The sequence below is a fragment of the Spirosoma montaniterrae genome (genome assembly GCF_001988955.1).
Lineage (GTDB): Bacteria > Bacteroidota > Bacteroidia > Cytophagales > Spirosomataceae > Spirosoma > Spirosoma montaniterrae.
This window is the reverse complement of record NZ_CP014263.1, coordinates 1,269,603-1,289,555: the sequence shown is the minus strand read 5'-3', so window position 1 is coordinate 1,289,555 and position 19,953 is coordinate 1,269,603. Positions and strand designations below refer to the sequence as shown.

16 protein-coding genes and 1 tRNA gene are annotated in these 19,953 nt (G+C 56.6%); 4 read left to right on the top strand and 13 right to left on the bottom strand.

Annotated elements, in window-relative coordinates:
* Window positions 1-8 precede the first annotated feature (8 nt).
* From AWR27_RS05545 to AWR27_RS05485, 13 genes are all read right to left on the bottom strand, one after another.
* Window positions 9-1,649, bottom strand: coding sequence for a sulfatase-like hydrolase/transferase (locus tag AWR27_RS05545; protein ID WP_077130269.1), 1,641 nt, complete (start codon window positions 1,647-1,649; stop codon window positions 9-11).
* Window positions 1,650-1,658: 9 nt separating this feature from the next.
* Window positions 1,659-3,170 (bottom strand): sulfatase family protein, encoded by a 1,512-nt coding sequence (locus AWR27_RS05540; RefSeq protein ID WP_077130268.1) that lies wholly within the window; start codon window positions 3,168-3,170, stop codon window positions 1,659-1,661.
* A gap of 28 nt (window positions 3,171-3,198) precedes the next feature.
* Window positions 3,199-4,575: a sulfatase gene (locus tag AWR27_RS05535; RefSeq protein WP_077130267.1), complete on the bottom strand. Its 1,377-nt coding sequence runs from the start codon at window positions 4,573-4,575 to the stop codon at window positions 3,199-3,201.
* Between the two features lie 17 nt (window positions 4,576-4,592).
* Window positions 4,593-6,347: a GMC oxidoreductase gene (locus AWR27_RS05530; protein WP_077130266.1), complete on the bottom strand. Its 1,755-nt coding sequence runs from the start codon at window positions 6,345-6,347 to the stop codon at window positions 4,593-4,595.
* Between the two features lie 67 nt (window positions 6,348-6,414).
* A complete protein-coding gene (locus tag AWR27_RS05525) occupies window positions 6,415-9,018 on the bottom strand; it encodes a DUF7133 domain-containing protein (RefSeq protein ID WP_077130265.1) in 2,604 nt (867 codons plus the stop codon).
* 140 nt (window positions 9,019-9,158) lie between these two features.
* Window positions 9,159-9,677 (bottom strand): GNAT family N-acetyltransferase, encoded by a 519-nt coding sequence (locus tag AWR27_RS05520; RefSeq protein WP_077130264.1) that lies wholly within the window; start codon window positions 9,675-9,677, stop codon window positions 9,159-9,161.
* Between the two features lie 2 nt (window positions 9,678-9,679).
* Entirely contained in the window at window positions 9,680-10,606 is a 927-nt protein-coding gene (locus AWR27_RS05515) for an AAA family ATPase (RefSeq protein WP_077130263.1), read from the bottom strand.
* Between the two features lie 112 nt (window positions 10,607-10,718).
* Window positions 10,719-11,522, bottom strand: a complete 804-nt coding sequence (locus AWR27_RS05510; RefSeq protein ID WP_077130262.1) for an FAD binding domain-containing protein — start codon at window positions 11,520-11,522, stop codon at window positions 10,719-10,721.
* Between the two features lie 24 nt (window positions 11,523-11,546).
* Window positions 11,547-13,919, bottom strand: coding sequence for a xanthine dehydrogenase family protein molybdopterin-binding subunit (locus tag AWR27_RS05505; RefSeq protein ID WP_077130261.1), 2,373 nt, complete (start codon window positions 13,917-13,919; stop codon window positions 11,547-11,549).
* A 111-nt stretch (window positions 13,920-14,030) separates the two neighbouring features.
* Window positions 14,031-14,579 (bottom strand): (2Fe-2S)-binding protein, encoded by a 549-nt coding sequence (locus AWR27_RS05500; RefSeq protein WP_077130260.1) that lies wholly within the window; start codon window positions 14,577-14,579, stop codon window positions 14,031-14,033.
* A 75-nt stretch (window positions 14,580-14,654) separates the two neighbouring features.
* A complete protein-coding gene (locus AWR27_RS05495; RefSeq protein WP_077130259.1) occupies window positions 14,655-15,098 on the bottom strand; it encodes a CoxG family protein in 444 nt (147 codons plus the stop codon).
* A 152-nt stretch (window positions 15,099-15,250) separates the two neighbouring features.
* Window positions 15,251-16,501, bottom strand: a complete 1,251-nt coding sequence (locus AWR27_RS25695; protein WP_077130258.1) for a cysteine desulfurase family protein — start codon at window positions 16,499-16,501, stop codon at window positions 15,251-15,253.
* The gene (locus AWR27_RS05485; protein WP_077133826.1) at window positions 16,498-17,601 is read right to left on the bottom strand and encodes an XdhC family protein; all 1,104 of its coding nucleotides are present in this window, start codon (window positions 17,599-17,601) and stop codon (window positions 16,498-16,500) included. Before AWR27_RS05485 ends, AWR27_RS25695 begins: the two co-directional genes overlap by 4 nt.
* Window positions 17,602-17,714: 113 nt before the next feature.
* Between AWR27_RS05485 and AWR27_RS05480 the strand changes: the two genes are divergently transcribed.
* From AWR27_RS05480 to AWR27_RS05465, 4 genes are all read left to right on the top strand, one after another.
* Window positions 17,715-17,799, top strand: a tRNA-Ser gene (locus AWR27_RS05480).
* Window positions 17,800-17,833: 34 nt separating this feature from the next.
* On the top strand, window positions 17,834-18,118 hold the full coding sequence (locus tag AWR27_RS05475; RefSeq protein ID WP_077130257.1) for a type II toxin-antitoxin system HicB family antitoxin: 285 nt from the start codon (window positions 17,834-17,836) through the stop codon (window positions 18,116-18,118).
* Window positions 18,119-18,120: 2 nt separating this feature from the next.
* Entirely contained in the window at window positions 18,121-18,324 is a 204-nt protein-coding gene (locus tag AWR27_RS05470) for a type II toxin-antitoxin system HicA family toxin (RefSeq protein ID WP_077130256.1), read from the top strand.
* Between the two features lie 36 nt (window positions 18,325-18,360).
* A complete protein-coding gene (locus tag AWR27_RS05465; protein WP_077133825.1) occupies window positions 18,361-19,845 on the top strand; it encodes a helix-turn-helix domain-containing protein in 1,485 nt (494 codons plus the stop codon).
* Window positions 19,846-19,953 lie beyond the last annotated feature (108 nt).

The window sequence follows — 19,953 nt, the reverse complement described above, 5'->3', positions numbered from 1 at the left end:
ACGTTCGGTCAAAAAACCGTTTCGGCACTTAGCCCGTATCCGATGCGACGGGCTACTGCCGTTACCGAGCCGGGTTTGGCGAGCCGCAGGGGTTGGGTATACACCTGCCAGTCGCTGCCGGTTTGTTCAGCGGTCTTATAAGCGATAGACGCGCCCGGCGTAGCGCAACGAATACTTAGCCGATTGCCCTGCTGTTGCCCGGTTGGCGTTGCCGTGATGGGTGGTTTGTCGGCTCCCTCCCACCATTGCCGGATAAGCTCTTTTTCGGGAATGCCGCCGAGGTCTTTTGTCTCCACTAACCAGCGGTCCAGTTCCTTGCGGAGTCGTTTCAGGTTATTGGCCTCAGCGGGTTGGTCGGCGAGGTTGGTCAATTGATACGGATCTGCCTGAATGTCATAAAGTTCCTCAACGGGTTTGGTTGTTCGGAACCAGTTCATTTGCACGGGATTTAGCTTGCCTTCATCGCGCAGCCGGAGCATCTCGGCCATCATCGGCTGTTGTTTGCGATACGTTACGTCCATGTATAGGGGCCGGTCGGGGTAGAAATTACGGACGTACTGATACCGGCCATCGTGCACCGAGCGCACCCGGTCGTAGCGTTCATCGAGCCGGTCGCGGGCGGCAAACACATACTGGCGGGGTTTCTTCACGGCGTATTTTCCCAGCAATGCCCGCCCCTGCATGTGTTTCGGACTGGGCAAACCAGCCAGAGACAGCACCGTTGGGGCCAGGTCAATCATCGACATCAGGTCTGTGCGTACCGAACCTGCCCCCTGCCCGTCGGGAAACCGCACAACCAACGGCACCCGGATACCCCGGTCGTATATTTCGCGCTTCACAAAGGGCAGTCCGTCGCCGTGATCCGACCAGAAAAAGATGATCGTATGCTGCAACAGCCCGTCGTCGTCAAGTTGTTTCAGCAGTTGGCCCACCCAGTCGTCCATGTCGCGGATGTTACTGAAAAACCGGGCCATGTCCTGCCTTACGGTCTTCGTATCGGGGTAATAAGGTGGCACGCTGATCCGAGCCGGATCGACGCGCAGCGGCAAGCTTTTCCGCGCCCACACCTGCGACTCGTGGGTGACGGTATTGTTAAACACCGCGAAAAACGGTTGGCCGGGTTGTCGGTTTCGCCAGTGGGCTTTGTTACTGACCTCGTTCCAGACGGTAGGCGGCTCCTCGAACTGGTAGTCGGTTTTGCTGTTGTTGGTGGTATAATAGCCTGCTCTCCGCAAATATTCGGGGAAGGCGCGCACGTCGGAAGCTGGCACGATGGAGTACGCTTTGGGCAGACCCGTTTTTTCGGGATAGGCATTGTTGAGCGTGCGCATGTTGTGTCCTCCGGTGCTGGTCTGGTACATGCCCGTGATGATGGCGTTGCGGCTGGGCGCACATACGCCCGCCGTGCAAAACGCGTTGCTGAACCGAATACCTTCCCGCGCCAGCCGGTCAATGTTGGGCGTTGGCACCGTAGTGTCGCCGTAGCAGCCGAGGTGGGGCGACATATCTTCGCACGAGAGCCAGAGAATATTGGGTCTCGACACCGGCACCTGAGTTGCCAGGCCGAGGCCAGCGGGTTGCAGACGGGCGGCTACCAGCAACAGCCCAATACCCACGCCGGAAAATGCTACGAATAAGAATCTATGCATCGTATTGATTTATTCATGCCGCCATTTCACCCGCCAGGGGTCATTAGTCATTTCCTGCGCGTTTTTGAGTGACGCCAGCAACGTCTCGAAAACGGCTTTGTGCGTCCTGGTTTTAGCCAGATTGGTACGTTCCTGCGGGTCGCGTTCCAGATCATACAGCTCATATTCAGGCCGTTGCTCATAGGCTTGCCGGGTACGTGGGCCATACTGCGATTGGCCCGATTGTACAAAACCCTGCCACGTAGCCGACGACCACAGATCAGCCGCAAACGGAAACGGCAGCGGATGCGCCAGATTATGGATGAGTTTGTAGCGTTTGGTTACGATAGTTCGCATGGGGTAATACATCGTAACCTCGTGGAAGGTGTGCGAGAGCAGCAGCGTATCGCCCCGAAATGTCCCGGAACCATCGAGCAGGGGTTTCCAGGATTTGCCGTGAAAAAATGGCGTGACCAGCCGTTCGCCAAACGACCCACCCCCGGTTGGGCGACTGGCCGATGCCAGAACGGGCGGATTCAATCCCGCAAAATCGAGCAGCGTCGGAGCCACGTCTACCCACGAAACCAGTTCGTCACAGACCTGCGGGTTTTGCCGACCGCCGGAACGCCGACCGAACGGATTTCGGACAATCAGCGGCAGCAGTACACCCGGTTCGTAGTGCGTTGTCTTGGCTCCCGGCACCGGCATCCCGTTGTCGGAGAGGTAGATCACGATGGTGTTATCCCACAAACCCTTCTCTTTCAGCAGCGCAAACAGCCGTCCAATGCCCTGATCCATGCGCGAAACGGCCTGATAATACTGCGCCAGTTCGGTGCGGGCTTCGGGCGTGTTGGGCAGAAAAAACGGTACGGTCAGCGAATCGGGGCCATACATCGTTTCACGAACGCCCTCGTGTCCGTCGGGTTTGTTGCCGTGCGGATTAGCCTTGTAAGGCAGTTTGTCGCCGTTGCCCGCCCGGTGCGGATCGGTGGGGCAGAAATACAGGAAAAAAGGTTTCTGTTTCGTTCCGTCGCTACGGTTCGATTCGCCGAGCGCGGCCCGCAGAAAATCTGCGCATTGGTTCGCCATCAGCACCGGGTTACTACCATTGTCGCTGAGTACCTTATCGAACGGGTAGGCACTCGCGGGTTCAAGGTGGTATTTGCCGATGCGGGCGGTAGTGTAGCCCGCGTTGTGAAGCAGAGCGGGCAGGCTTTTCAGGTCTTCGTGCGAACGGAAGTGGTGGGTGGCATGGGCCAGTCCATACTGCCCGTTATTGTGGTTGTGCCGCCCCGACAGCAGCGTAGACCGGCTCGGACTGCACGACGAAGTTGTGGCATAGGCCCGCGTAAACCGGACTCCTTCGCGCGCCAGTTGGTCGAGGTGGGGGGTTTTAACCTGCCGGTTGCCGTAGCAGCCAATGGCCGAGCGGTCGTGGTCGTCGCCCACGATCAGCACAAAATTGGGCTGTGGTGTTTGGGCCAGTACCGGGCTTGTCAGAAGCCAGAACAGCCAGATGCCAGACCATAGTAGTTTTTTCATTTGCCGGAGCGAAAGTCAGGAGAAAGGTTCAGGATTTGGGTTTCTTCCGAACAGGCATCGACGCGCCAACTTCCTGCCGCCAGTTGGTCAGTAAGGTGCTTAACTCGTTGGCTTTAGTTCGGTTACTCCGGCTCAGATCACGGGTTTCGCCAATGTCGCGGGCTAAGTTGAATAGTTCGCGTTGCCCGGTTTCGTAATTCTCGACCAATTTCCAGTCGCCCAGCCGCACGGCCCCGGCGGGTCGGCCCATCTGATTGCTGAAATGGGGATAATGCCAGAAAATGGCTCCCCGGTCGAGCGAAGTGGCCGGGTTGGTCAGCAGGGGCCAAAAACTTTTGGCATCGGGCAGGTTCGGCGTGGGTTGGCCCAGCAATTCGAGCAGGGTCGGCGTAAAATCGGTGTTGATCAGGTAGTTGGTGCAGGTTTGGTTTTGGGGCATTTTGCCCGGCCAGCTCATAATAAGCGGAACTTTGATGCCGCCTTCATAGACGTGTCCTTTCCACTTGCGGAGTGGTGCTAAATTGGTGGGTGTGGGGCCAAGTTCGGGCAGGCCCACACCCCCATTGTCGGAGGTGAAAATAACGAGCGTATTTTCGGTCAGGCCCAGTTCGCTGAGTCTGGCAACAATGCGCCCTACGCCATCGTCGAGGCTTTCGAGCATGGCTGCGTAGTAGGGGTTGTAGTCTTCGCCCCACTTATTGTAGTTAAACAGGTATTTGTTCAGTTTGTCGGCGCGGGGCGTAATCAGTATGTGCGGGGCTGAATACGGCACATACAGAAAAAACGGTTTTTTCTGGTCGGCCTGCCCGATAAATTCTACGGCATAGTCGGTCAGTTTATCCGTTAGATAGGTCTGTCCTTTATCGCGAAACTCTTTTTTGTAGCTATCCTCATAGATGCCGTAGTTGTAATAATCCAGCCCATTGCGGCCAATCATCCGGGTAAACGCAAATCCCTGCCCCCACGGTGCCAGCGAATCGACCCCGCCGAGGTGCCACTTGCCCACTATTCCGGTCTGGTAGCCCAACGTCCGCAGTCGCTCGGCCAGGGTAATCTCCGAAGCGGGCAGGTAGGGTCGCCAGGGGGCCGGGTCAACCGGCGAGAGCGAATCGGTTCGGGTGCCAACCAGAAAATTGGTCAACTGAAGCCGGGCCGGGTGCTTGCCCGTCATCAGGGCCGCCCGGCTCGGCGAACACACCGGACTGGCCGCGTAAGCCTGCGTGAACCGGATACCGCGCCGGGCCAGCGAATCGATGTGTGGCGTTCGGTGGCGTTGGTGTCCGTAACAACTCAGGTCGGTATAGCCGAGGTCGTCGGCCACAATCAGTACAATGTTGGGCGGCTGGGTTTGAGCCAGCAAAGGGCTGCTCATCCAGAACAGCAGGAACGCAAGCGCGTGTTTCATCGGTAGCGAATGGATCGTTACAGATTTTTCTTTTTCAATTCGCTCACGGCAAAATCGGCAGCTCGTGCCGTGAGTGCCATAAACGTAAGCGACGGATTTTGGCAGGCCACCGACGTAAACGACGCACCATCTGTTACGAACACGTTTTTGGCAGCCCAAAGCTGACTATGAGCGTTGAGCATACTGGTTTTGGGGTCGCGGCCCATCCGAACGCCCCCCACCTCGTGAATAGCCAGCCCCGGTATCGATTTGTTGTCGTAAGTAGTTACGTTGGTCAGCCCGGCAGCTTCGAGCATTTCGGCGGCATCGTTGGCCATATCCTTCCGCATCAGTTTCTCGTTCTCCCGGAACGTTACGTTGAAAACGGGCATGGGTAGCCCCCATTTGTCGGTGCGGCTGCGGTCGAGAGTGATGGTATTGTCTTCATAAGGCAGGCATTCGCCAAACGCCACTAAGCCCATGTTCCAGGGACCGGGCTGCGTAGCCCGCTCTTTGAGGTCGGCCCCGAAGCCGCTCACCTCGGCCACGAGCCGCTGCCAGCCCGAGCGCGAAGCTCCGCCCTGATAACCAAAACCGCGCAGATACTCCCGTTTGTCGGCCCCGATGTTGCGGTAACGCGGAATATAGATACCGTTGGCCCGGCGACCGTAGTAGTATTCGTTGTCGAACCCCAGCCCTTCGGCCCGGCCACTCGCTCCGATCTGGAAATGGTGGTCCATGATGTATTTACCCAGCGTGCCACTGTCGTTGCCGAAACCGTTGGGGAAACGGCTGGAGACCGAGTTGAGCAGGATGGCGTTGGTTGCCATAGCCGAGGCATTCAGGAAAATTACACGGGCATAATAGTCAACGGTTTGCTTCGTCACTGCGTCGATGACCCGCACGCCCGTAGCCCGACCGAACGTTGGCCCGGTTTTGTTTTCATCGAACAGAATTTCCGAGACAATGCTGCCCGTCCGGACGGTGAGCCGGTTGGTTTGGCGGGCGGCTGGCAGCGTGGCCGAGAGTGTGCTGAAATAGGCACCGTAGGGACAACCCCGTGCACACAGATTGCGGTACTGACACGAGGCCCGCCCCAATGCCATCTGCTCCGGCGTGGCCTGACTTAGATTGGCCGACCGCCCGATGGTCATAACCCGGTTCATCTTTGCCTTCAATTGCGTGGCGATGTGCTGCTCTAAGCAGTTCATGTCCATCGGGGGCAGAAACTCACTGTCGGGCAGTTGCGGCAAGCCTTCTTTGCGCCCCGAAATCCCGGCGAATTTTTCGACGTAGCTGTACCAGGGGGCCAGGTCTTTGTAGCGAATGGGCCAGTCGATACCGTGTCCGTCGCGGGCGTTGGCCTCAAAATCGAGGTCACTCCAGCGGTAGCTTTGTCGCCCCCACATAACAGACTTGCCACCCAGAATATCGGGCCGGTGCCAGTCGAAGGGGTGTACCTCTTTGTAGGGCGCGTCGCGGTCATCGAACCAGTAGCGGCCTGCCTGCTCGTTCTGGGCGTGAATGCGATATTGAGGTTTTGTGACGTCCGGTTGTTCGGGCGACAGCACCGGGCGGCCCCGGTGCGGGAAATCCCAGGGGTTTTTCAGGGCCGTTTCGTAGCCCGTAACGTGTTCGAGGTTGCGGCCCCGCTCAAGCATCAGCACCCGCAAGCCTTTCTGCGTCAATTCTTTAGCAGCCCAGCCTCCGCTAATACCCGACCCCACTACGATGGCGTCGTAGCGGTTTGTAGATCCAGTTTGATTGGCCTGTTGTTTTCCCATTACGTTCATAATCCACTGGTTCGATGAGGTTGAATCCTGTTTTCACCATAGTGCGAAAGCAGGTAAAAAGGGCGGCTTATCGGTTGGGTGATTGAGGAGCCGAAGCAGCCGTGGCAGGCAGTGCTTCCAGTTCCTTAGCTGTCCAGGGGGTCAGTCGGCCCTGCGCCGTTACGCGCGTCATGCCCACTGTGCGTTTGCCCATCGGCCCGGCCTGATTGCCCCACTCGTTACGAATGTAGGTTAGAATGGCCGTCAGTGATCCATCGTCCATTGTGGAGTGGGCAGGCATAACGGGCAGAATCTCCGGCACATCATAAACCCGTTTCCCTACTTTCACCGGCCCTTCCATACCGTGCAGCAGAATCAGAGCCAGCCGTTTTTCGTCGCCCGTTACCCAGTCGGACCCGGCCAGTGGGGGACCAAAACGCGGCATTCCGGCTCCGTCGGTGCCGTGGCATCCCGAACACGTACTCAGATACAACTGTCGCCCCATCGCAAACTGCTTCTGGTCGTCGGCAGCCAACAGCGGTTTAGCAACCCTGCTTGCCTGGTCCAGCCTGTCGCGGCCCGGCCTTTCGTGGCCCGGCCACGTAAACAGGGTCGCTACGGTTGCTAACGTCGTATTGGGCGAGGCTGATTTGGTCAGTATCGGAGGAGCGGTTGCCAACCGAACAGGTTTGGCCGGATTACCGCCGATGCTCAGGCCCGTCAGAACGGCTTTCTCGCGCCAGTTTCCATTGGCCGGGGTTGTCTGGAGAGTAGCCAGCAGTGCATTGAGCTGGGCCGGGTTGCGGTTTCGGATAACAGCCGTTGCCAGCATTTCCAGAAAAATTTCCTTAGCGGGCTGTCGGGTTTGCCAGTCAGATGAAGCCCAGAGCCGTTGCAGAAGATCGAACTCCTGACCGGGCAGGCTGCTCAGCGTGGCATCACGAATCAGGGCCAGTGTGTCGTATCGGGTCACAATACCTGCCAGCAGGGGCAGCTTCCGGGGTGCATCGAGCACCGAGGCCGATAAGGCAATCTGTAGCACTCGCTCAATCGGAGCATTCGACCAGGTTGCCAGCAGGTAGTCGCCCAGTTTTTCCCGAATTGTTTTATCCTGCCGGGCCAGTGGCTCCAGCAGCCGCAGTGCCGCATTGCTCACCAGCAGATCTGGATCGGTCAGGGCGTCGAATAGCAGGGCGGGCCGGTCGGAAGGCCGCGTCCCCGCCGATGCGCTGGTCTGGGGCAACGCGTCGAGGGTCCAGAGGGCGTGCATCCGGCCCAGCGGTTCGCGCCCCTGCCGAACCAGTTCGACCAACGCCAGACCAGCGCGGTTGTCGTTTCGCTCAATGAGCAGCCGCTGTGCCATATCGCGCTGCCAGCCATCTGCCGACGACAGGGCCGCTACTAACTCCGTTGCCGATGCATCGGCTAATTTTCTGGCAGTTACCTGTGTCTTTTCTTTCGGAACGATGCGCCAGATACGGCCTAAGTGGGCGGGTTGCTCCAGCTTACGGGCCAGGGTCTGTTCGCGCAGATAGGGCGTCATGTAAGCCCCATGCTGCACAATGCCCCGGTACATATCGGCCACGTACAGGGCACCATCGGGACCGCTCGCCAGAGCCACAGGCCGGAACCGCTCGTCGGTCGAGGCCATAAACTCCCGGCCCGGATGCGGGTCGTGGGCGGTGAGCAGAACACCCCGCTGCGTTACAACATTGCGTTTGATGAGATTACCCGCGTTTTCGCAGACGAACACATTGCCCCGGTAAGCTTCGGGCAGCAGCGTACCCCGATACACAAACGGCGAACAGGCCGACGTAAACTCCAGCAACCGGCCCTGTTTGTCGAGGGTGCCGGGAATGTAGCCCCGGTTTACGGCCCGGTTCGAGCGGATGGGATAGATGCGCCTGTCAAGGGTCAGGCCGTGGTCGATGCCGGTGGTGGGCGTGTGATTTTTGTTGCGCGAAAGGTAGTTAGGCGGCACCAGATCGGCGTGAAGCTGCGACCAGTTGTAGTTATAAACCAGCCGCCCGGCATCGTCGTGGCTCATGCCCCACTGCCCCCGCATTTCGGTGCTGTCGCGTTGCCAGCGTTTGTTTACCAGCCGATAACGGACGCGTCCTTTGGCACTGTAAAGCCAGTTGTCGAGACCACGCCAGAGACCGTTCGGTGCGTGTTCGGGCAGTCCCCCGGCAGCGTATGTTTTATCGATGAGTAGTTTGCTATCAGCCCGAAGGTCGTTGTTACGGTCTTCGGCCAGCCACAAGGCCCCGTTCTCGGCAATCAGAATCCCTCCGGCTACAAGGGCCATCGCGCGGGGCATCACCAAGCTATCTAAAAAAACATGGCTGCGGTCCATCTGCCCATCGCCGTTGGTATCTTCCAGCACCGACACGCGGCCCGAAGGCTGCTGCTCGCCGTCGGCGTCGAGCGTTGCCATATAGCCACGCATTTCCACTACCCACAGCCGCCCGGCGGCATCAAAGCTGATAGCTACCGGATCCTGCACCATTGGTTCCGACGCAACCAGTTGAATGGTAAGATCCGGCTCAAGCTGAAACGTACTCAGTTCCTCCTGCGGACTGCGGACAGGCGACAGTTCGTCGGTTGGGCTATGAACCGACCGAAGCCCGAGACTAAGCAGGCCCCCGATGACCAGAAACAGCAATGACAAAAAAATGACAGGCTTTTTCATGAAACACGGTCGACTTGTTAGACATATGGCTGGCAGCAAATAGCTTGTCTATACATCTTAAAGCTAAAAAGTATAGTTACCTACTTTATGGGATAGCAGATTCTACCCCCGCAAGGTTTTTCGATAAGGCAGGTTAAAGATCAGTTTTTCTGCTCGCTGCCGTACAGCAGCAATTCAGTGTCACCCTGTTGAAACGGCTCGATATATGCCAGGCCGATTCTTTCTAAAAGCCGGATAGATGACTTGTTTTGGGGCAACACAATGGCGTATAAAACCGATAAGCCGAGTTGTTCATGCGCATACGTTCGCACAGCGCGGGCAGCTTCAAAGGCGAATCCTTTTCCAATGTAGTCGGGCAGGAAAGCAAAGCCAATGTCGGGCTGCGGCAACGTGTCGCGTTTTATCAGGCCACACATGCCGATAAGCGTGCTGCCGGGCTTTATCCCAACACCGTACAGACCATATCCGCGTTGGGCGTAACTAACAATAGGGCCGTTTTCGAGGTAGTAGCGGGCCTGTTCGGGCGTGTGAATGTGGCGGTCGCCGATAAACTGAAGCCAGCCGGGCGAGTTCACCAACTCAATGATGAAAGCCGTATCGTCGGTTGTGAGTTGCCGGATGGTCAGGCGGTCGGTTTGGAGGATGCAGGTTTGAGACATGTCTACAGGCTCTCCCACTTGGAGGTCATGCCGGTTTTTTCGTATAACTCGCTGAGTGATAGCTGTACATGGCGCACGTCTTTCCAGTCTTTGAGAATCACGCCGAGGGTTTGTTCAACCAGCGTTTTGTCTAAATGGTCGATGTGGAGGGCCGCGAGCGCAGTGGCCCAGTCGATGGTTTCGGCAATGCCGGGCGTCTTCTGGAGCCGGAGTTGCCGCAGTGCCTGCATAAACGTGCAGATTTGCTGGGCTAAACGAGCGTCGATGTCCGGCACTTTACCCAGCACAATGGCGAGTTCTTTGTCGTAGTCGGGGTAGTCGATCCAGAGGTAGAGACACCGCCGACGCAGGGCTTCGGAGAGTTCACGGACGCGATTACCTGTCACAACCACGTGTGGAATGTGCGTGGCCCGAATGGTGCCTATTTCAGGAATCGTAATCTGCCAGTCGGACAGCACTTCGAGCAAGAAACTTTCAAATTCTTCGTCGGCCCGGTCTACTTCATCGATCAGCAGCACGGGTGCTTTATGATGCGTAATAGCCTGTAAGAGTGGTCGTTTCAGCAGAAATTTATCCGAGAACAGTGTTTCTTCCTGCGCCTGCAACACATTCACGGCACCGTTGGTGGCGGGTTGCCGGGCCGATACTTCGAGCAGTTTCAGGTGCAGCAGTTGCCGCTGGTAATTCCACTCGTACAGAGCCTGACTGGCGTCTAAGCCTTCGTAGCATTGCAGCCGAATCAGGTCGGTGTCGAGGGCCTGCGCCATCACCTTCGCGATTTCGGTTTTGCCTACGCCCGCCGGACCTTCGATCAGCAGGGGCTTGCGCAACTGCATTGCCAGAAATACCGACATCACCACCTGCGGGTCGGTCTGGTAGCCCTGATTTTCGAGCAGCGTCTGAATGGATTCGCGGGTGTGATTTGGCATAATTGGTTGGGACACAGAGATGCACCAAGACGCACAGAGATACACGGAGTTTACTGATTCACTCTGTGTATCTCTGTGTCTCCTCCGTGCATCTCTGTGTCAAAAAATAAGTTCAGCCAACGGCGGCTAAGGCGCGTTTAAGATACACGTTCGCTACGTGGCGCCGGTACTCTTCCGATGCGAAATGATCGGACATAATCGACTGACCCGTAGCGGCCTGCACGTCAGATGCGCCATTGTTAAGCTGGCTCTCGGCGGCTGTATCGCGAAACGGCGTATCGCCCACGCCCGAAAACGCCACGCGTATCTTGCCATCGGCTGCCTTTACAACGGCGCAGCCAACAATAGCATAACGCGAGGCTGGCTGCGAAAACTTCTGGTACGTCATCTTCGCGCCTGCTTCGACCGGCACCCGAATTTCGGTAATCAGTTCATCATCGGCCAGGGCGGTAGCAAACAGGCCCGTAAAAAACTCACTGGCCTTGATCGAGCGGCTTCCGTTGCTACTCTCCATCACGATAGTAGCATCTGCCGCCAGCACCATCGCGGGCCAGTCGGCAGAAGGATCGGCATGGGCGATTGAGCCGCCGATGGTGCCCCGGTTCCGCACCGACGGGTCGCCGATGTGGGAGGCTCCTTCGGCAAACATAGGCAGGTGCTGTTTCACCAACGCCGACGACGCGATTTCTCCATGAGTAGCACCGGCACCAATGACGAGTTCGTTACCATCGAGCCGGATGCCCTTCAGTTCGGGTACGCGGCCCACGTCAACGAGTACGTCGGGAGCATTCAGGCGGAGTTTCATGGCCGGAATCAGGCTGTGCCCACCCGACAGGGCTTTGCCACCTTCCGCCAGCATCGCCACAGCCTCAGAAAGGCTGGCAGCGCGTTTATATTGAAACGGGTATGTTGTCATGATAAGGTCATTTTGAGTCATCAATTAGTTCATCGCCCGCCAAACGCGTTCGGAGGTTAGCGGCATCAGAATGTCTTTGACTTGGTGCCCGCCACTCCAGAGAGCGTCGATCACGGCATTGACCACAGCAGGTGTTGAGCCGATAGCCCCGGCCTCACCCGCGCCTTTCACGCCCAGCGGATTATGTGGGCAGGGCGTTGTTTGGCGGTCGGTCTCGAACATCGGCAGGTCGTCGGCGCGGGGCATGCAATAGTCCATGTACGAGCCGTTGGTAAGTTGCGCGTTCTCATCGTAAACTGTACCTTCAAACAGTGCCTGACCAATGCCCTGTGCCAGCCCGCCGTGAATCTGCCCATCGACAATCATCGGGTTGATTACATTGCCCACGTCATCGACCGCAATCATACGTTTCAGGTCAACTTTGCCGGTTTCTTTATCCACTTCTACCACCGCAATATGGCACCCGAACGGATACGTGAAGTTGGTTGGGTCGTAGAAGCTGGAAAAGTCGAGGCCGGGTTCGAGACCCGCCGGATAAACGTGCGGCACATAGGCCGTCAGGGCCACGTCGCCGAAGCCGATGGATTTATCAGTGCCTTTTACGGTCCATTTTCCTTCGCCATATTCGAGGTCGCCCTCAGCGCATTCGAGTTTATGGGCGGCTATTTTGGCTCCCTTTTCCAGAATTTTGTCGATGCTTTTCATGATGGCCGAGCCACCCACTGCCAGCGACCGCGAGCCGTAGGTGCCCATCCCGAATGCCAGCGCATCGGAGTCGCCATGCACAAGGTCGACGTCTTCCATCGGGATGCCGAGTTTATCGGCTACTACCTGCACAAACGTCGTTTCGTGGCCCTGCCCATGCGAGTGCGAACCCGTGAACACGCTCACCTTACCCGTAGGCTGCACCCGCACCTGCGCCGACTCGTACAGACCGGCGCGGGCACCCAACGCGCCCACCACCGCCGAGGGTGCAATGCCACAGGCTTCGATGTAGGTCGAAATGCCTACGCCCAGCAGTTTATTCGACTGGGCGGCTTCTTTTTGCGCCTGTCGGAAAGCATCGTAGCCGAGTATTTCAAGCCCGCGCTGCAACACCGGCGCGTAGTTGCCCGAATCGTACTGGAGAGCTACCTGCGTCTGATAACCAGGCTGTTCGACCCCATCGAAGGGCGGAATAAAGTTTTGCAACCGCAGTTGCGCCGGGTCGCGGCCCATTTCCAGCGCGGCCAGGTCAATGATTCGTTCGAGGAGGTAGGTCGCTTCGGGCCGACCTGCTCCCCGGTAGGCATCAACAGCGACGGTATGCGTGAACACGCACGTCATGTCGACGTTGATTTTGGGTGTCGTGTATAGCCCCTGCAACAGTGTTCCGTGCAGATAGGTCGGTACGGCGGGGGCAAATGTTGAGAGATAGGCACCGAGGTTGGCAACGGTTTTAATCCGAAGACCGGTGATGTTGCCGTCGGCATCAAACCCCATTTCGGCCTTCGTAACGTGGTCGCGTCCGTGGGCATCGAGCAAAAACGCTTCCGACCGGTCAGAGGTCCATTTTACGGGTTGTCCAATCTGTTTCGACGCCCAGGTTACGAGAGCTTCTTCGGTATAGTGGTAGATTTTGGAGCCAAAGCCACCGCCGACGTCCGGCCCCACCACGCGCACTTTATGTTCAGGAATACCCAGTACGAAAGCGCACATCAGCAGCCGAATCAGGTGCGGATTCTGGGTAGAGGTGTAGAGCGTGTATTTGTCCGAAACCTCGTCGTAATGGCCGATGTAGGCACGCGGCTCCATTGCGTTCGGCACCACGCGCTGATTGACGAACTCCAGCGTGGTAACGTGCGCCGAAGCCGCAATGGCTGCGTCGACTTCCTCAATCGGGTTGCCCAGCGACCAGTCGAACACCTTATTGTCGGGAAACTGCTCATGCACTTTGGGCGCGTCGGATTTGAGGGCCTCGGCGGGGTTGGCAACGGCGGGCAGTTCTTCCCACTCTACTACCACCGATTCGGCAGCGTCGGTAGCGATGGATTTCGACTCGGCGATGATTACGGCCACGGGGTCGCCCACGTGTTTGGCCGTGTCGCCGGTGGCGATAAGCATGGGGTGTTTCGGTTCACGCATGGTCTCGCCGTTGCGGAAGTTGACCTGCCAGCCGCAGGGCACTCCGTTCAGGGCTTTCACGTCGTCGCCGGTAAAAATAGCAACTACGCCCTCCATCGCTTTGGCCTCGGTCAGGTCGATGTTCAGTACGCGGGCATGGGCATAGGGGCTACGCACAAAATGAGCGTGGAGCATTCCCGGCAGCACAATATCGTCGGTATAGCGGCCTTTGCCCGTGATAAACCGCTTGTCTTCAACGCGCTTTATCGATTGTCCAATGAATTTATTGCTCATAGTCATTATCGGTTTTACCCCACCCCAACCCCTCCCCGTTAGGGAGGGGCTTTGCAAGCCAGATGGTTTAGCCCCTCCCTAATGGGGAGGGGTTGGGGTGGGGTATTAGGCTTAATGCGTTTCTACTACTTCTTTGGTGGCAACGTCGTTTGTCCAGAGGTGCGGGTCGGCCAGCAGGGTGCTGCTATTGTGTTCGGCGGCCCACTGAATGGCTTTCACGATGTTATGATAGCCTGTGCAGCGGCAGATATTGCCTTCGAGAGCCTCGCGGATGTCGCGTTCCGATGGGTTCGGATTTTTCGTGAGCAGGTCGGCAGCGGTCATAATCATGCCGGGGGTACAGAAGCCGCATTGCAGCCCATGACACTCTTTGAACCCTTCCTGCAACGGGTGCAGCCGAGACGTCGGACCGTTCCCATCGGCGTTTGCCATGCCTTCGATGGTCGTTACGGTACAACCGTCGGCCTGAGCCGCCAGCAGCGTACACGACTTCACAGCCATACCATCGACATGGACGGTGCAGGCTCCGCACGACGACGTATCGCAGCCGACGTGCGTTCCGGTCAGCCGCAGATGATCGCGGAGATAATCGACCAGCAACGTGCGGTCTTCTACCTCCGACTTGCGGCTTTTGCCGTTCACGGTTACTTGAATCTGCATAATGGTTCGGGGGTTATTGTGTTGATGTTGTTTATTGATTTGTCGGGCTACCGGCGTGGAGGTCTGACCAGTGGGCTACGAAGCAGCCAGAGCTTCTTCGAAATTGGTAAAGAACTGCTTGGTCAGGGTGTTGGCAACGCCCGATATGACGCGCTGCCCGGTGCGGGCCAGCAAACCCGAAAGCCTGGCGTTACCGTCGAATGTTAGCTCGGTTTCTGAATCACTCACCGGCTTCAGGTTGATGCTGATGAGTGCGTCGGCGTTGCCAATTTTGCTGGTTTGTTTGACGTGCAGATTGTAGCCTTCGTTTTCGCGGATGTCGGACAACGACAGGCCGCCCGAAAAGGCCCCGTTCACCGGCCCCAGTTTAATTTCGGCGATAGCGTTGAACTCATTTTCGCCCACTTTTTCGAGTCGCGATACCGCCGGAACAATCTGGGCCAGTGTATCGGGGTCCATCAACATAGACCAAACCCGTGCCACCGGCGCGTTGAGTACGTGAGAACCAGTAAGTTGCATAGGGAATCGAGAATCGGTCAGCGTGATGTGGTCGACCGTACTATTAAAAAGTATAATTGCAGCACTATTTAATGATATTTTTTCAATGTATCAACAATTTATTTTTCTATGGTATGCTATACTCTAATTTATTGACGCGAACGATAACCGATTCAGTTTGCCAACGCATGACGCAGTTGTCCGACGACTTCCGACACGTGCTGAATTGCCAGATCGACCTCCGCTTCGGTTGTAAATCGGCCTAAACTGAACCGCACCGATGCATAAGCCAGGTCATCGGAAAGACCCATTGCTTTCAGCACGTGCGAGGGGTCGGTTGAAGCCGCCGTGCAGGCCGAACCATTTGAGACGGCAATCTGATTCAGGCTACCAAGCAGCATTTCCCCATCGACCCCTGCAAAGGCAATGTTGGTTGTAGTAGGCAACCGATGCACCCGGCTTCCATTCACGAACGCATCCGGCACTGCCTTCAGAATACCCGTTTCCAATCGGTCGCGTAACCCTTGTAGAGACGCAAGATGTTGCGTCTCAGGAACCGGATGGTTTGGTTGACCATACAATTCTTGCAGAAAGGGTTGCGTCTCCTTTCCGGATGGCAATGGCTGACGCGAGTGAGACGCAAAGGGTTGCGTCTCTACGAGGGCTAATTCAGCCGCTTTGCCCAGTGCCACGATACCCGGTACGTTGAGGGTTCCCGACCGCCGACCACGTTCGTGCCGACCGCCGTCCTGCTGGGCAATCAGGCTGGTTTTGTGGCGTACCACCAACGCGCCAATGCCTTTTGGCGCGTACAGTTTGTGGCCCGATAAACTGAGCAGATCAACGGGCAGTTCGTGCAGGTTTATAGACAGTTTCCCTACGGCCTGCGTGGCATCGGTGTGGAATAAAACGCCCCGCTCGTGGGCAATGGTTGCCAGTTCGGCAATGGGCTGAATAACGCCCGTTTCGTTGTTAGCCCACATCACCGATGCCAGCAGGGTGTTGGGCCTCAGCGCATCGCGGAACTGTTCGGGGGTGATAAGTCCGTCGGTATCGGGTTGAAGATACGTAACGTCTGCCCCCAGTTTTTCGAGGTGGACACAGGTGTCCAGCACGGCCTTGTGTTCGGTCATGACCGTTACGATGTGGTTGCCGTGCTGTCGCGCTTCAAATACGCCCTTTACAGCCAGATTAATCGACTCGGTGGCTCCGCTGGTGAATACAATCTCTTTGCGATCAGCACCGAGCAGCCGCGCCAGTTGCCCCCGCGCTTCATCGACGGCGGCTTCGGCTTTCAGGCCATAGACGTGCGTGCGCGAAGCCGCGTTGCCGAAATGCGTGTTGAAATACGGCAGCATCGTTTCCAGCACACGTGGATCGACCGGCGTGGTAGCGTTGTAGTCGAAGTAGGCGGGGTAGTTCATGGGTGATCGTGGATAGGCGCGTTCCGCAGCCGCAGCGACATTCCCTCGCGCCCCGACAGCACGGCCCGCACCTCGGCCACTATCGACAGCGCGATTTCTTCGGGCGATGCGGCTCCAATATCCAGACCCACCGGCGCGTGGATACGGTCGGTTTCTCCAGTAAATAACCCTTCGGCAGTTAACTCAGCAAAAATCTTGTCGGTGCGTTTGCGCGGGCCGAGGATACCGATAAACGGGGCCACTGTTGCCAACGCTTTCGGCAGGTTATATTTATCGGTTTTGTAATCGTGCGCCATTAAAACGATAGCCGTCTGCGCGTCGAATGCAATAGTCTGGAATGCATCCGGCTGCACGATGGACGTAGCTTCGGCAAACATGGCCTGCGACACTTTCTGCGGATTGGCGACCACCACCGCCTGCCAGCCTAATTCGTTGATGAGCCGTACCAGCGGATACACATCGTACTGCTGCCCCATCAGCACTAACTGCGGCACGGGCAGCATCACCTCCACAAACACCTCCAGCGTTTGCCCATTTGCCATCGTTACCGACGCAGGTGCCGATTTTTGCTGCGCCAGATGCTCTTCAACGGTTTGGGCGAGTTGGTTAGCGGCTGCCTCGTCGCCCAGCCCGTTCAGGCTATCGCGACCTTCGTAGCGTATAATTTCGCCCTGTGGCAAGACACCGGGTGCGTTTGTAACGGTCAGCAGCACGTGTGTCTGACGGGAGTCTTCGACGCAGCTTTTCAGGATATGTACCGGGTTGGTGGTGTTCGGGTCGAGCGGGGTAATCAGCACGTCGATGATGCCATTGCAACCCAGCCCCACCCCAATCTGATACGCATCATCGTCGGTAGTATCGTAGGTGACTAAAGTGGGTTTGGTCTGGGCAATGGCGAGCCGGGCGCGTTTGAGCGCGTCGCCTTCGAGACACCCCCCGCTGATGCCGCCCACCCACCGGCCATTGTCGGCAATGAGCATTCGGGCACCCGTTCGGCGGTACGACGAGCCTTCTACCCGCACCACCGTTGCCAGCGCGGCCCGTGTAGTGGCATGGTCGAGGGCATCGTAAGCGTTGACTATGGCAACTATTTCTTTCATGAGCGTTGAACCTAAAAGCGGAACGTACACAAATAACAAAAAAATATCCGTTCGGATTTTAAAGCAGTTTATTTGACAAACTACCGCTTTCTGCTTTATCTTTGCACCCATACAGAGAGATGGCAGAGTGGTCGATTGCGTCGGTCTTGAAAACCGAAGACTGTAACAGGTCCGGGGGTTCGAATCCCTCTCTCTCTGCAAAATCCTGCCACTCAGCAGGATTTTGTTGTTTATGACAGAACGCCTGTACAAGATTGTTATCAGCCGCGACCCAGACGATGGCCGCTTTATCGCCGAAGTTCCGACATTGGCACCCTGTCTTACGTGGGGAGAGACGTTGGAAGAAGCCTTGGAGATGGCGAAAGAAGCCATCGAAGGTGTGCTGGAGAGCCGGGAAGCCAATGGCTATATAATTGAGGACGACACCGAGGAGTTAGTGCAGGAAAGTAAGCGGTCAGCTTTGCATACTGTTTTACCAATTCACTTTACTCCCATCCAAACTCGTTTAAGTGCTTAATTATGGATTATTCGCCCAAACGGCTGATGAAAGTATTGGAAGAAAACGGCTGGGAGCTTGATCGCATTAAAAGTAGTCATCATATTTTTAAACATTCCGAAACAGGTCGCACGGTGCCAATTCCTGTTCACGGCAACCGTGATTTAGGTAAGGGATTATTTTACAAAATACTCAAACAAACTGGCATCAATCGGGAAGATTTATAGATTGCCTTGTTTTTCAACTTTCACGTCTGCCTCCTGTTGAACCTCCCTGCCGATCATATTCGCCTGTTGTTTGGTCTGAAACTTCGCCAGCTTCGGCTCGATAGAAACCTGTCGGCCAGTGATCTGGCGCAGCAGTCGGGCCTGTCGGTTTCGTATATCACCGAAATCGAGAAGGGCCGCAAATACCCCAAAGCCGATAAAATTTCGGCCCTCGCCAATGCCATGCAGGTCGATTACGACACGCTGGTTTCGCTCAAACTGAGCAAAAAATTAGAGCCAATCTCCGACCTGCTCCGCTCGAAATTCCTGACCGAAATTCCGCTCGAACTGTTCGGCATCGACCCCTCCGACCTGCTCGAACTGCTGGCCGAAGCTCCGGCCAAAGTCAGTGCCATGATCCGCACGTTTATGGACATTGCGCTGAGTTATAACATGAGCGTAGAGCGGCTGTATATGAGCATGTTACGGTCGTATCAGGAGATGCACGATAATTATTTCCCCGACATCGAAGCCGACGCCGAACGGTTTCTGGCCGAGTTTGCTCCGTCGGGGCAGGTTGTAACGGTATCGCTGCTGACCAACCTGCTCAAAACCCGCTACGACGTTCGTATCGAGTCGTTCGATCCGCTGACAAACCCCGAACTGGTGTCGCTACGGTCAGTGTATCGGCCCGAGAAACGGACACTGCACCTCAACGCGGGGCTGTCGGACGAGCAGCGGGCGTTTATTATGGCGCGTGAAGTGGGTTTTCAGTTTCTGGGTCTGAAAGCGCGGCCTTATACCTACTCGTGGGTTGAGGCCGAATCGTTCGAGCAGATTCTGAATAATTATAAAGCGTCGTATTTTGCGGGGGCTATTCTGATCCGGCGCGACGCGCTGGTGGCCCGATTAACTACGTTGTTTGCCCGTGAAACGTGGAGCAACGATGATTTCCTGCAACTGATACACGATTTTGGTGCTACGCCCGAGCGGTTTTTTTACCGGCTCAGCAACGTGCTGCCGAGCGCGTTTGGCATCGACCAGCTATTTTTCTACCGCTTCAACCACACGGCTGGGCAAACGACCTACCAGCTCACGAAAGAAATGCACCTGTCGCGACAGCAGGGGCCGCGCGGCATGGTCGACGAACACTACTGCCGCCGGTGGATTGCGCTGACGATTTTGCAGGAGCTTTCTTTTTTGCAGCAGCACAAAAATTTCGATGGTGCGCTGTGCCGGGCGCAGCTATCGGAATACGTCGACAGCAAACAACAGTATCTGATTGTGTCGGTGGCGCATCCGTTTCAGAGTGCCAATCAACAGAATATGAGCGTGTCGATGTGCTTTGCCGTGAACGATGCCCTGCGTAGTAAGATGGCGTTTCTGAACAACCCGACCAACGACGTTCCGTTTCGGGTAGTCAACGAAGCCTGCGAACGCTGCGGCATTTTCGACTGCCGCGAACGCGTAGCCGCACCCGTGGTACTGCAAAAGAAACGGCAGTTTGCGGGTATGAAGCAAGCGATGGAGAAGCTGAAATAGCCCCCTTCATACTCTTGAGAATCCTCATCAGGTGCCATATAAAAGCCGCCTGTCAATAATTTCAAAAGAAGGTTGACCGCGTTTTTCGTTGATAGGTAAAACAACCAT